Raw genomic sequence first — 12,944 nt, 5'->3', positions numbered from 1 at the left:
CCTCACCCGAGAGATTCTCCCCGCATAGAAGCGGCAGAGAACCCGGGACGGTTCACCATGCAACGGCGTCGTGCCGCGGTGCTGGCGGCACTGATCTGGGCTGCGGTGGCACTCTCGATCCTGGGTTTTGGGTTGCCTTCGAGTATCGACGCGATGGCAATTGTGGCTGTGGCTGGTGGGGTTGGTCTGGGTTTTGGGTTGGTCTGGGCGCAGTTTCAGTCAGCGGTGGGACAACTCTGTGTCGCAAGTGCCGCTGCCACTCAGCAGGTGTTCTGGGCAGACCTTGACGCCCGGGCCGCACGCGGAGCGCAGCGCAGCTATCTGCGTTGGATTGAGGTGGGACTTGATCCTGCGATTGGACTGCTGCGTGAAATCGTCGCGGGAACACGGCCTGTTCACCTTTCCGCTACCCGACGTGCCTGCGGCTCCGAGGAGCTCTACCTGCGGCAGGTAATTCAGGTTGGTCCAGAACTTGTGCATTTGGGGCCAAGGGTATTTCCGGCCCTGCGGCGTGCGCACGATCAGGGGGTAGATCTGACGCTACGACTGGGGGATCAGGACGCGGCGGATGCAGGCACCGCGATGCTGATTGCGGCCGAGATTACCACGATCGTTGAGTCCGCCGCCGAAACCGATCGCGTAACTGCGTCACTTTTTCCGGTGCGTGAAGGGCTGCAATTGACGCTGATTCGTGTATCCGGTGGGACTGCATTGCGGCCTCAGCCCTCCCGCAGCGGTCACTACGTCTCCCCAGAGATACATACAGCTCAGTTTCTATTCCCGGGGTCGGTGCATCGTCGCCTGTGAGGGGCAATCTCGTGCGTGGCAATGCGGTCGGCAAGCAGCCTGACCCCTGATCGTGGGTCATTTCCTCCGAGTGCTTCCCGAGTTCGTGGCACCTTGCTATTTTCTTATCGAACTGCGTACGCATCTTCCCTGTTCGGAGTGGTGTGTGCATCGACTCACTCGACATTGATCAACGAACGACAGGGCGGCAATGAGACACTCGAAACAACACACACATCGAGCGGGGGGTCGCTGGATTCTCGCGGGTGCCGCGGCACTTCTCGCGCTGATGCTTCCCATCGCGCAATCGCCGGCTCTGGCGACTATTGCGGTGGGCGACACAGTGTATGTCGGGAGCAAGCAGGGGTACGGCGGTACCGCAGTTTTCCCAATATGGTCGGAAACTCCGACAGACTTGGAGAACCCCGGAGAGCCGGAAGCGTGGGCCTACTGCCTCGAAAACCAGGTGTCAGCGCGGACTCGAGTTTCTGGGAATGTCGGAGATCTCTCGAGTTATCTGGGTACCAACTACTTCGCAGATCCTGCGATCCAGGGAAAGGTGCTCTGGGTGCTGACCCACGGGTACCCCGCAGTTGATCTAGACGGCTTTGCCTCGGCGATTGGCATTCCGGAGATCTCACGCAATGACGCGATCGAGGCCACCCAATACGCGATTTGGAGATACACGGATCTCGATTTTGATGCGTCTTGGAACTGGGAGAACGCGAACTCTGAAGCAGCGTATTGGCATCTCGTAGAGGGCGCCAATGCTCACGCCGGCATTACGCCAAGCGACCTCGCAGTCACCGCGAGTGTGACTGCGCCAACAGGTCGCGCGACACCCGGCTCTCTTGTTGGCCCGTTTGTTGTGAATACGAACCAGGAAGCCGTTGCTGTCTCAGTAGATCCGGGATTCACGGTCACGGACGCTATGGGAAACCCTGTTGATCTGAACGCTGTATCAGCGGGGGCGGAGCTCTTTATTGACCTCCGGGCGACGAAGCTCGCAGGGAGCGCGACGCTTCGTGTTTCGGCCGCTGGATCTGGCGCAACAGGTCACATTGTCTCAGTTCCGAACGCTCATGGCGGGACGCCCACGCAGGAGAATCACGCGCAGTCAATCATCTTGGTTGCCCCGAGTACGGCGACCACCGATGCACAGGCGACGGTTGAATGGGCTGCTGCCGAAGGCGTGGCCCCGAAGCTCGGTACCTCGCTTGTTGATGCCGCGGATCAGGATCGGGTGTTGGCTTGGAACGGTGGGACGGCGATTGATACCGTCGCGTACGAGAATCTGGTGCCGGGCACGGAGGTCACAGTTGTGGGAGAGCTGATGCGGAAGTCGGACGGCAGCGAGACTGGGTTGCGGGGGGCTGTGACGTTTACGCCGGAAGCTGCGAACGGTTCCGTTGACGTTGAGTTTGTGGTGCCGCAAGGGTATGCGGGCCAGACACTTGTCGCGTTTGAGCGGGTGTTTGTGGGGTCCGCGGGCTCGGGTGAGGTGATTGCTGAGCACACGGATATTGATGATCCCGCGCAGACAATCCTCGTGGCCCAGGCCCCGAAGCATGCGGTGCCCTCGGCCTCGCCCGCCACGCTTGCACAGACGGGATCGGCGGATCTGCCGGTTGCGGCGACGCTCGCTGGCCTCGTGCTTGTCGGGGGCGCTCTCGTGCTCCTGCACCGAGCACGAAAGCTCAGCTAGTCTGATCGATCCCAGGACCACGTCCCTTATGGCGTGGTCCTGGGATTTTTCATGCCTGTCCGGCCCGCACCGAAGCGGCGAGGCTGGTGGTCCCAAACGAGTGATGCGTGGTAGGCACGCAACTGAGTACAGTGAGGGAAGAGTAGGGCGGACGGGACTTGAACCCGTGACCGATGGATTATGAGTCCAGTGCTCTAACCAACTGAGCTACCGCCCCGCAAGACAACCCCTTTATCCTAGGGGATGTGTCCGGGGTCTCGTGTGCGCGGGGCAAGTTCGCGGCACAGTGAGTGCCCTACCCGCTACCTCAGGAGCTTCGATGACGATGTTGAACCGGCGTGTTCCCATCACTTCCGTATTGAATATGCGCGATCTCGGGGGTCTTCCCGTGGCCGGAGGTGTGATCGCATCGAATCGAGTATTCCGCTCGGGTGCGCTTGCCGAGCTCTCGCCTGATGACGCAGAGCTGATGGCAGAGCGGGGGATTCAGACGATCCTCGACTTCCGGACCGGGAGCGAGGCCGCGAGCGCGCCGGATCGGGTGCCCTCCGGGGCGACAACCGAGCTGCTGGATGTCTTGAGCGACAGCCCGGCCGCCGCGGCCGGGAACATTGCCGAACTGCTCGCTGACCCACCGCGTCTTGCCGCGGCGCTCGGCGACGGTCACGGAGCGACGATGCTGCGGGGCTCGTACCGTGAGATCGTCTCGCTGCCCTCCGCGCGCGCCGCATACGCGAGGTTCTTCCGCGACATCGCAGATCCTTCGCGGGAGGGCGCGCTCCTGTTTCATTGCACGGCGGGGAAGGACCGCACCGGTTGGGCGGCAGCGGCGCTCCTGACGATGTTGGGGGCGGACGAGGCCACAATCCACGCCGACTACCTGCAGACCAACGACGATTTCCTGCCCGCGATGCGACCCCTCCTGAATCAGCTCGAGGCAGCGGGCATTGATCCGGCGCTGGTGCTTCCGGTGATGGGGGTTGAGGAGAGCTACCTCGAAGCCGCCTACGCAGAAGCCACGTCGACCTACGGCTCGATGCAGGGGTACTTCACGACGGCCCTCGGTCTTGACGAGGGGGTCCTTGACGCAGTGCGAGCCCGGCTTGTGGCGTAGCGGTCTGGAAGTCTAGCGCGCAGCGGGCGCGGACCCCGCGAGCGGGGTGTCTTCTGACTGCGCCTCTGACGCGGCTGCGGGCACTTCGCCCGGGTCGTAGCCGGCACCGATGAGGGAGGCTGCGCGCTCGGTCTGCTCGGCGAAGTCGAGCATATCGGTGCGCAGGCCCAGATCGCGGTCAACGTGGAGTGCCATCGAGTGCGCAGCTGAGCGCACGTCACGTTCCTCGATCGCCTCCAAGATCGCACCATGATCGAGGTGCATGGTGTCGATTGTGGTCCCCAGGATGACGCGCCCCTCGGCGGCGGCGCGCTGCAACACCGACATGACCCCGAGGTAGAGATCGAGCAGCAGCTTGCTGCCGCTGGCCTCGACGACGAGGAGGTGGAAGGACCCGGGGGTGGTGCTCCGGTCGCAGGATTCGACCTGCTCGGGCGTGGCGCTCTTGGCCCGCTCTACTGCGGCGCGCAGTTGCTCCAGCTGTTCCGGGGTGCGCTGCACCGCGGCGTGCTGCGCGGCTTCGATCTCGAGTGATCGACGGTACACGAGGACTTCTTCGAGGTCGTGATCCGCCAAGAACTCGGTGAGGAGCGTGCTGACGGGCGTCCGGGCGCGCACAAAGGTGCCGACGCCGGGCACGGTTTCAAGCATGCCGAACGCTGCCAGTGAGCGCACCGCCTCACGCACCGTGGATTTGCCGACACCGATGAGCTCCATAAGCTCGGGTTCCTTGGGAATGAGGTCGCCAACGGCCCATTCGCTGCGGGAGATCTTGTCCCGCAGGAAATCGAGCGTGGCGCGAGCCTTCTGCGAACCGTGAGTTGTGGTGACCATCGACGACGCTCCTGAGGAGAAACCGAATACGTGGCTCAACTATATCGAGCGCCGGATCGCCCCCGCTGGGCGACCGCCGCTCGTCGCAGAATTGGAGCGCGGATTATTTCTCCGCAAGCCACGCTTCGAGCTGCTCCAGCCCCGAAATTGTGTTCGTGAGGCCCATGGCCTGCACATCCTTCCCGGGAAGTAGGAGTGTCCGCTGCGCACCGGGGAGTGCGGCCACCGCTGGGTTTTCGAGCAGCTCAGCGAACATGCGCTCACCACTGCCATTCATGTCGATCAAGAGGATCCCGTCGGGGTCGGCCTGCACAAGTTGCTCGGCGGAGATGGGGCCCGTGGTGACGATTCCGAGCTCGGCACTCACATCCTGCGCGCCCGCGAGTTCCAGCAACCGCAGCGGGAACGCGTTCCCGGCTGTCACAAATGCGCGTCCGGCCTGGTTGCTGAGCACCAGCACGCGAGACTTGTTCGGCGTCGTCGTCGGCTCCAGACCGCGTTCCAGTGTGGACACAAGAGTCTCGGCGGCCTCCTCGGTGGCCGTGCTCTGACCAATCAGTGCAATGTTCGAGCTGAGGTGGGCGAGGTCGGTCCATGAATCAGGCAACTGGAGCGTCGGGATCCCGGACTGCATGAGAACGCTGCCAATAGTGTCCTCAGCACCGTGCCGGGGGCTCATCACCACGAGTTCGGGATCGAGCGAAATAACGGTCTCGGCCTCGAGCGCCATCGCTACCGGGAACGTGGTCGCGACCTGCGCCATTTCCTCGACGTGCCCGCCAAGGGTCGGGTTGGTCACAGCCTCAGGGACGAGCACGAGCTGCTTGGCAAGTCCGAGCTCTGCGAGGACCTCGGCGCTTTCGTAGTCGAGGGCGGCGATGCGGGTGGGTGCCGATTCGAGCGTGAGCGTGGTGGCTTCACCGCCACGCGCTGCCGGAACTTCGATTGTCCGGGGAAATTCTGCGGCGGTGACGCTCGGAGCGGCAGTGCTCGCCGCGGGAGCGGGGGCAGCAGGTCCGGCGCAGGCCGTGAGCCCGAGCGCGGCGGCCGTGATGAGCAGTGCGGCGGGGAGAAAGCGTGCAGACACGATTGTCCTTTCGGTGATGCGAGCTGTGAGCGCGGCTCGCGTGCTAGTCGAGTTCTGTGGGTACGATGACGGCGCGCCCGCTCGGGGTGCGATGGGTCTCGGTTCGGACCCCGTAGACCCTGTGGAGATGATCCGGGTGCAGCACCAGCTGTGGCGGTCCGGAGAGCGCGGCACCATCGCGATCCAAGAGGAGGACCGTCGAGCAGACGTTGAGCGCCAAGCTGAGATCGTGCAGGGCGGTGACAACCGTGCGCCCCTCGGCGGCGAGGCGGCGGATCGTGTGCTCGACGGCGCGTTGATGGGCGAGATCGAGTGCCGAGGTGGGCTCGTCGAGCAACACGATGGGGGTGTCCTGCGCAAGGACGCGGGCGAGATGGCTGAGCTGTCGCTGCCCGCCCGAGAGCGTCCCGAAACGGCGTTGCGCGAGATCTGCGATACCGGCGCGCTCGAGAGCGGTGGCCACTGCGGTTGCCGGATCCGGGTGGGCCGCAGCGCGTGCGCCCACGGCGACGAGCTCGTGTACGAGGAACTCGGCGGGGGCCGCGAGGTCCTGGGGGAGGAGCGCGAGGTGCTGTGCCCGCTCGCGCGGCCGGAGTGCACCGAGATCCAGTCCGCCGTGCGCGCAGCGGCCACGGGAAGCGACTCCGGCCTGTGCGATCGCTGCGAGCAGAGACGACTTTCCGGCACCATTGGGGCCGAGCAAGCCAACGACCGAACCGGCGGGAACCTCGAGGGAGAGCGGCTCGCTGAGTGCGCGTCCGGAGCGCACCGCAGCGAAGTCAGCGAATGAGAGCGGGAGCCCGGCGAGGCGTGCGGCCACGGGGGAGAGCTGGGGGGAGGTGCCCGTGGTCATAGCTGGGACCGCTTCCGTAAGAGCAAGATCAGGAATACCGGCGCGCCGATCAGTGCGGCAACGACTCCGGTCTGGACAACGACGGGTCCGAACGCGGTGCGGGCAATCGTGTCGGCGATCACCATGAAGAGCGCACCGCCAAGCGCTGAGAGTGGCAAGAGCCGTGCGTGCGAGGCGCCGATGAGGAGCCGCATGGCGTGAGGGACCACCAGGCCAACGAAGCTAATGATCCCGCTCACCGCGACGGCGGCCCCAGTAACGAGAGATGCGACGAGGAGCAGGGTAAATCGTTCGCGGTGGACGTGTACCCCGGACGTCGCAGCGATCTGATCACCGAGGGCGAGCGCGTCGAGCTGCCGGAACCGGCTCACGAGCCAGGCGATGCCCAGCACGATCGGGAGCACCGCCATGAGGACGTGTTGCCAATCGCGCAACTCGAGATCTCCCGCCAGCCAGAACATTGCGCTCCGTACAAGCGCGTCGTCGCTCGCATTCGCGATGAGGACGTTGATGATGGCGCCAGCGAGAGCACTGAGTGATACGCCGATCAGGATCACCGTGGCGGAGCCGAGGTCCCGGCGGGTCTGGAGCACGAGCTGGAGAATGAGCGTCACGAGCGCGGCCCCGATGAACGCGGCGATCGGGATGCCCCAACGAGCCGAGCCAGTGAACCCCAGCGTGATACTCGCGACGGCACCAACGGCGGCACCCGCCGAGACGCCGGTGATCCCGGGCTCGGCAAGCGGGTTGCGCAGGATCGCCTGCATCACTGTCCCTACGGTCGCGAGGGCGGCACCGACGAGCATCGCGACGAGCACGCGGGGGAGGCGGATCGACCAGACCACGGCGGATGTGCGCTGGGGGACCGCATCGGCGCGTATCAGGGCGGCCAAAGTATCTCCAACGGGGAGCGACACAATGCCAACCATCAGCGACACGACAGCCGCCACAATGAGTAGCGCGGCGGAGAGCGCGGCGGTGAACCACATGCGGGAACGGGGCACCAGAAATCCTTGTCGAGCGGGAGGAACGTGGCGTTGCACCGAATTTCCGGCGGCTTGCCAAAGCAGATGTGACACATCCGATCTTATACATCTGATCTACAGGAAACCTGGTGATACGGTGCAGGGTATGACCGAAAACGCTCTGCCCGTTGTCTCGAACGCTCCCGTCCCCTCCCGCTCCTCTGGCACCTCCGAGGTGCTGCCCTACGACGCCCTGCTTGTCTGTTCTTTTGGCGGCCCGAACGGAACGGAGGACGTCATTCCCTTCCTGCGCAACGTGACGCGCGGCAAGGGGATCCCCGAGGAGCGGCTCGCCGAGGTCGGGGAGCATTACCACCACTTCGGCGGTCGCAGCCCGATCAACGAGCAGAATCTTGAGCTTGTCGAGGCGCTCCGGTCGGAACTCGCCGCACGCGGCGTGTCGTTGCCCGTGGTCTGGGGCAACCGCAACTGGCACCCGTACACAGTCGACACGCTTCGCGACGCGCGCGCTTTTGGTACGGAGCGCGTGCTGACCCTCGTGACAAGCGCGTACGCATCGTATTCGGGGAGTCGCCAGTATCGGGAGCATCTCGCAGCGACGGTAGCGGAACTCGGCGCTGAGGCACCGCAGATCGATATCCTGCGCCCGTTTTTCAATGATCCCGGCTTTGTTGCGGCAAACCTCGCCGCGATTGAGGAGGCGGGTGCAACGCTCGAGGGTGGCATCGCCGGTGCGCACATTGTCTACGTGACCCACTCGATTCCGGATACGATGCAGGATGCCTCCGCCGTGACGGGCCCCGGATACCGGGAGCAGCACGAAGACGTTCGGAACGTGATTGATGCCGCGCTCGGTGAGCGGCTGGGGGCACCGGTCGCGTCGTCACTGGCCTACTGCTCGCGCTCGGGAAACCCCGCGACCCCGTGGTTAGAGCCGGACGTCAACGACCACATCGAGGAGCTCGCGTCGGCTGGCGTCACGAAGATCGTGATCGCGCCGATCGGATTCATCTCCGACCACATGGAGGTCGCGTTCGATCTCGACGTTGAGGCGATGGAGACCGCAACCGAACACGGCATCGCCGCGGCCCGCGCCGGTACTGTCGGCGTGCGCCCCGAGTTTGTCGGCGGCCTCGTGGACATGATCCTGGAACGTGCGGCCCGTGAGCGCGGCGACGCGACGCCGCCGGTTGTCGCCGGAACACTCGGTGCGTTCCCGGACGAGGCGCCGGCCGGGAGCTGCCGGATGCGACACGGTGAGGTCACCGGGATTCCGGTCCTGGCAGGTCCCGCCGACTGAAGCCGAGGCCGGACGCGCCCCCGCACGACCACACACACGCTTGCGAACTGACCACAGACTCAAGGAGCACACTATGACCACCACCCCCAGCGCGCCTGTTGTTGACCACAGCGCCGTTGCCGAGCGCATCAACGCCGACACTAACTTCACAATGTTTGCGGTCTTCCGTGAGACGCGACGCACCGCAGAGGTGGGAGTGTCGCCGGCCTGGCGCAGCATCGCGCAGGGCCTGCTCGCCGAGCTCGAAGCCATTCCGGGACTCACCACGCGCGGCTGGTACGACGTTTCCGGGTTCCGAGCCGACGCCGATCTGATGCTGTGGTGGCATGCTCCCGACACTGCAGCGCTGCAGCGCGCCTATCGGGTGCTCCTTGAATGGACTGCGGGCCGCCTCGAGCCTGTGTGGTCAAACATCGGTGTCCACCGCGCCGCCGAATTCAACCGCGGCCACGTGCCCGCCTTCCTCGCGGGAGATGCCCCGGGCGACTTCCTCTGTGTCTACCCGTTTGTGCGCAGCACGGACTGGTACTTGCTTCCCGATGCTGAGCGGCGGGACATGCTGCGCGAGCATGGCGCGGCCGCAAAGGACTATGGCGATGTCTTGGCGAACACTGTCGCGTCGTTCGCTCTCGGCGACTACGAATGGTTGCTCGCATTCGAAGCCGCTGATTTGCTCCGCATTGTGGACCTCATGCGCGAGCTGCGGGCCACCGAAGCGCGGCGCCATGTGCGCGAGGAGACCCCGTTCTTCACCGGCCCGCGGGTCGACCCGGAGCCGCTCCTCGCACGACTGCTTGGCTAAGCGCAGAAATTCAGTATCGAACGCTCAGGCGGGGCCGCGGTCTCGCCTGGGCGTTTTCTGTGCACCTGTACCTTTTTCGGTATTTTGCGCGCCGACCAGGTAATTTGTCGGTGTAAGTGCAGCCTTCCCTTGCTTGCGCACGAAAAAAAAGAGCGTACCGTTGAGGGTACAAGTTCACACGAACGAGAGAGGGGAACCATTTATGGCTACCAAGCAGATCACTATTCCCGCAGCCCAGGGCGACCTTGCCCGTCCGAGCGGCGTCGCGCAGTACCTGACGCCTGTTGTGCACGATCTCGTGGCCCTCGCGGTGAACGCGAAGCAGGCCCACTGGCATGTCCGCGGCACGAACTTCGTGGGCGTGCATGAATTCCTCGACGAGGTCGTGGCTCACGCACAGGACGCTTCGGATGAGGTCGCTGAGCGAATTGTGGCACTCGGCCTCCCCGTTGACGCGCGCATCGCGACCGTTGCCGACCGGACCACGACCCCCGTCCTGAGCGACGGTTTCCAGCAGTCGAACGTCACCATCCGCGAGATGGTCGCACAGCTCGATGCGGCGATCGTCACCGTATATGCCGCTGTCGATGGTCTTGACTCGGTTGACCCGGTGAGCCAGGACATCGTGATTGCGCTCGCGCAGCAGCTTGACAAAGACCGCTGGTTCCTCGCATCCCACATCGCGGAGTAGTTGCCCACCCGCGCGATGTTCTGCGGGACGGTGACACGGCGAAGGCCCCCTCCTCGGAGGGGGCCTTCGCCGTGTACAGGGGTGTACTGCTCGAACTACGCCTCGTACGACCGGATCGCAACGACGGCGTTATGTCCGCCAAATCCGAACGAGTTCGAGATCGCGAGCTGCGGACCAGCCCCCAGATCCTGCGCTGCGCCGGCGACCTGGAGTGGGATCTCGGGATCCTGCTCGGACAAGTTGATTGTCGGCGGAGCGACACGGTTCTGGACCGCGAGAATCGTGAAGATCGCCTCGAGCGCGCCGGTCCCGCCGAGCAGGTGGCCGGTGGCCCCCTTCGTCGCAGACACTGGGATCGAGTTGATCCGGTCCCCGAAGACGTTTCGCAGGGCTGCGTATTCGGCGATGTCGCCCACCGGCGTGGACGTGGCGTGCGCGTTGATGTGTGTGACGTCCGCGGGGGTAGCCCCGGCCTGCGTCAGCGCCATCTCAACCGCCCGGCTCGCGCCCCGGCCCTCGGGGTCGTTTGCTGTGATGTGGTACGAATCGGCGGTCACGCCGCCGCCCGCGATCTCAGCGTAGATCTTTGCACCGCGCGCGAGCGCGTGCTCCTCGGTTTCCAGAACCAGCGCGCCAGCTCCCTCACCCATGACAAAGCCATCACGGTCGATGCTGTAGGGCCGCGAGGCGGTCTCTGGGGAGTCGTTGCGCTTGGACAGCGCTTGCATCGAGGAGAACGACGCGAGCGTAATGGGGTGGATCGCGGACTCGGATCCGCCCGCGATCACCACGTCGGCGTACCCCGACTGCAGATGCTCATAGGCTGCGGCGATGGACTCGGTGCTTGACGCGCACGCGGAAGCAACTGTGCGCGCGTAGGCACGGGCAGTGAAGTGCATGGAGACCGCGGCGGCGGGGGCGTTAGGCATCAGCATCGGAACCGTCAGCGGCATGACGCGGCGCGGTCCCTTCTCACGGAGCACGTCCCACGCGTTCAGGAGCGACCAGAGCCCACCGATTCCGGTGGCCCAGTCTACGCCGAGGCGCTCGGGGTCAATTTCGGGGCTGCCGGCGTCGGCAAAGGCCTCTTTTGCGGCGATCAACGCAAACTGGCTGGAGGGATCGAGGCGCTTCGCAACCGGGCGCTCAAGCACCTCTTCCGGGCGAACCTTCGCCTCGGCGGCGAACTGCACGGGAAGATCGTACTGCGCTACCCAGTCGTGTTCGAGGGTTTTGGTGCCAGAAGCGCCGGCGAGCAGGGCGTCCCAGCTCTCGGCGGCGGTGCCGCCGATCGGGGAAGTGGCGCCGATGCCGGTAACGACAATTTTCTTCGTCATGGTGAGGTGCTCCGGTGGTGATTCAGAATCAAGGACTGGGCAGATGGGGTGGGCGTGAAGCCCGGGCGGGAGGCGGGTCAGTGCCCGCCTCCCTGCAGCCGGAACGCTTAGGCCTGAGCCTTCACGATGAAGTCGACTGCGTCGCCCACAGTCTTGAGGTTCTTGACCTCTTCGTCGGGGATCTTCACGTCGAACTTCTCTTCTGCGTTGACGACGATCGTCATCATCGAGATGGAATCGATGTCGAGATCATCGGTGAACGACTTGTCCGCTGCAACGACGTCAGCCGCGATCCCGGTCTCGTCGTTGATGAGCTCTGCAAGGCCTGCGAGGACCTCTTCGTTGGTGTATGCCATTGTGTTTCTCCTTAGATTGGGCTGGCTGATGAAGTGTATCGGGGTGCGCGTGCCGTGTTTGGATGGCGCGCGGCCCACGCTAGGGGATCTCGACGACCTGCGCGCCGTAGACCAAACCGGCGCCAAAGCCGATGGTGAGGGCGAGGCCTCCGGACAGTTCCGGGTGGCTTTCGCGCAGTGCGTGCATCGCGAGCGGAATCGAGGCCGCCGAGGTATTGCCCTGCATCTCGATGTCGCGCGCAACAATCACGTGCTCAGGCAGCTTGAGTTGTTTTGCGAACTCGTCGACGATGCGCATGTTTGCCTGATGTGGGATGAACGCGGCGAGGTCGCCGGGCTCGATACCTGACTGCTCGAGGGTCTCACGCGCAACCTTTGCCATCTCCCACACGGCCCACCGGAATACGGTTTGTCCGTCCTGGCGCAGCGTCGGCCACGCGACCTCGCCCGGGTTCATGCGGTACTCCTCGAACGTGGACGTCATGCGGATCGCATCCCACTTCTCGCCATCCGAGCCCCACACAGTCGGTCCGATGCCCGCGTGGTCACTGGGTCCCACGATGACGGCACCGGCGCCGTCTGCGAGCAGGAACGAAATGCTGCGATCTGTCGGATCGACGAGATCCGACAGCTTCTCCGCGCCGATGACAAGCACGTTGGTGCAGACACCGGAGCGCACGAGCGCGTCGGCCTGGGCCACGCCATAGACGTACCCGGCGCAGGCCGCTGAGATATCGAATGCTGCCGCGGGCGTGAGTCCAAGCCTGTGGGCCGCCAGGGACGCCATCGACGGGGTGACCGCAACATTTGAGATCGTCGAGATGATCACACCGTCGATCTGCGACCGCTCGAGTCCGGAGCGCTCGATTGCCTCTTCGGCTGCGGCGACTGCCAGGTCTACCGCTTCGACATCGGCGCTCGCGCGGCGGCGCTGGACAATGCCTGTGCGCTGACGGATCCACTCGTCGGAGGAGTCGATCGGTCCCACCAGGTCATCATTCGGGACGTCCACGTTCCCGCGGGCCGCACCGATGGCGAGAATGCGAGAGTGCTCGGGGCCAGTGGGCTGCACAAGAGGCGACATATTCGAGAA

13 protein-coding genes and 1 tRNA gene are annotated in these 12,944 nt (G+C 64.7%); 6 read left to right on the top strand and 8 right to left on the bottom strand.

Annotated elements, in window-relative coordinates; all coding sequences use genetic code 11:
* Nucleotides 1–807: hypothetical protein (locus tag FM113_RS01530; protein WP_217895934.1), on the top strand; the 807-nt coding region annotated here is incomplete at its 5' end.
* Nucleotides 808–1,201: 394 nt separating this feature from the next.
* Nucleotides 1,202–2,491 (top strand): VaFE repeat-containing surface-anchored protein, encoded by a 1,290-nt coding sequence (locus tag FM113_RS01525; RefSeq protein WP_176387034.1) that lies wholly within the window; start codon nt 1,202–1,204, stop codon nt 2,489–2,491.
* A gap of 143 nt (nt 2,492–2,634) precedes the next feature.
* Here FM113_RS01525 and FM113_RS01520 read toward each other — a convergent pair.
* Nucleotides 2,635–2,708: transfer RNA gene (locus tag FM113_RS01520), tRNA-Ile, on the bottom strand.
* 102 nt (nt 2,709–2,810) lie between these two features.
* On the opposite strand from FM113_RS01520, the gene FM113_RS01515 reads away from it, so the two are divergent.
* Complete coding sequence (locus tag FM113_RS01515; RefSeq protein WP_087010753.1) at nt 2,811–3,605, top strand: tyrosine-protein phosphatase; 795 nt, start codon at nt 2,811–2,813, stop codon at nt 3,603–3,605.
* 12 nt (nt 3,606–3,617) lie between these two features.
* Here FM113_RS01515 and FM113_RS01510 read toward each other — a convergent pair whose 3' ends face one another.
* The 4 genes from FM113_RS01510 to FM113_RS01495 all read right to left on the bottom strand — a co-directional run bounded on the left by FM113_RS01510 (nt 3,618) and on the right by FM113_RS01495 (nt 7,383).
* On the bottom strand, nt 3,618–4,439 hold the full coding sequence (locus tag FM113_RS01510) for a FadR/GntR family transcriptional regulator (RefSeq protein ID WP_087010750.1): 822 nt from the start codon (nt 4,437–4,439) through the stop codon (nt 3,618–3,620).
* A gap of 103 nt (nt 4,440–4,542) precedes the next feature.
* Nucleotides 4,543–5,526, bottom strand: a complete 984-nt coding sequence (locus FM113_RS01505; RefSeq protein WP_176387033.1) for an ABC transporter substrate-binding protein — start codon at nt 5,524–5,526, stop codon at nt 4,543–4,545.
* A gap of 43 nt (nt 5,527–5,569) precedes the next feature.
* Complete coding sequence (locus FM113_RS01500; protein ID WP_087010746.1) at nt 5,570–6,379, bottom strand: ABC transporter ATP-binding protein; 810 nt, start codon at nt 6,377–6,379, stop codon at nt 5,570–5,572.
* Nucleotides 6,376–7,383, bottom strand: a complete 1,008-nt coding sequence (locus FM113_RS01495; RefSeq protein ID WP_217895933.1) for an iron ABC transporter permease — start codon at nt 7,381–7,383, stop codon at nt 6,376–6,378. The genes FM113_RS01500 and FM113_RS01495 overlap by 4 nt, the downstream gene beginning before the upstream one ends.
* Before the next feature lie 127 nt (nt 7,384–7,510).
* Between FM113_RS01495 and FM113_RS01490 the strand changes: the two genes are divergently transcribed.
* From FM113_RS01490 to FM113_RS01480, 3 genes are all read left to right on the top strand, one after another.
* A complete protein-coding gene (locus tag FM113_RS01490) occupies nt 7,511–8,665 on the top strand; it encodes a ferrochelatase (protein ID WP_087010743.1) in 1,155 nt (384 codons plus the stop codon).
* Between the two features lie 73 nt (nt 8,666–8,738).
* Nucleotides 8,739–9,467 (top strand): hydrogen peroxide-dependent heme synthase, encoded by a 729-nt coding sequence (hemQ, locus tag FM113_RS01485; RefSeq protein ID WP_087010741.1) that lies wholly within the window; start codon nt 8,739–8,741, stop codon nt 9,465–9,467.
* 202 nt (nt 9,468–9,669) lie between these two features.
* Complete coding sequence (locus FM113_RS01480) at nt 9,670–10,158, top strand: Dps family protein (RefSeq protein WP_087010739.1); 489 nt, start codon at nt 9,670–9,672, stop codon at nt 10,156–10,158.
* A 95-nt stretch (nt 10,159–10,253) separates the two neighbouring features.
* Here FM113_RS01480 and FM113_RS01475 read toward each other — a convergent pair whose 3' ends face one another.
* The 3 genes from FM113_RS01475 to FM113_RS01465 form a co-directional block, all read right to left on the bottom strand.
* The gene (locus tag FM113_RS01475; protein WP_087010737.1) at nt 10,254–11,495 is read right to left on the bottom strand and encodes a beta-ketoacyl synthase; all 1,242 of its coding nucleotides are present in this window, start codon (nt 11,493–11,495) and stop codon (nt 10,254–10,256) included.
* A gap of 107 nt (nt 11,496–11,602) precedes the next feature.
* The gene (locus FM113_RS01470) at nt 11,603–11,851 is read right to left on the bottom strand and encodes an acyl carrier protein (protein WP_087010735.1); all 249 of its coding nucleotides are present in this window, start codon (nt 11,849–11,851) and stop codon (nt 11,603–11,605) included.
* Nucleotides 11,852–11,930: 79 nt separating this feature from the next.
* Nucleotides 11,931–12,935, bottom strand: a complete 1,005-nt coding sequence (locus FM113_RS01465) for a beta-ketoacyl-ACP synthase III (protein ID WP_087010732.1) — start codon at nt 12,933–12,935, stop codon at nt 11,931–11,933.
* Nucleotides 12,936–12,944: the final 9 nt, after the last annotated feature.

This window comes from Leucobacter sp. 7(1) (genome assembly GCF_900163635.1).
Lineage (GTDB): Bacteria > Actinomycetota > Actinomycetes > Actinomycetales > Microbacteriaceae > Leucobacter.
Note: the sequence above shows the minus strand (reverse complement) of the source record. Positions and strands in the feature narration are given on the sequence as shown.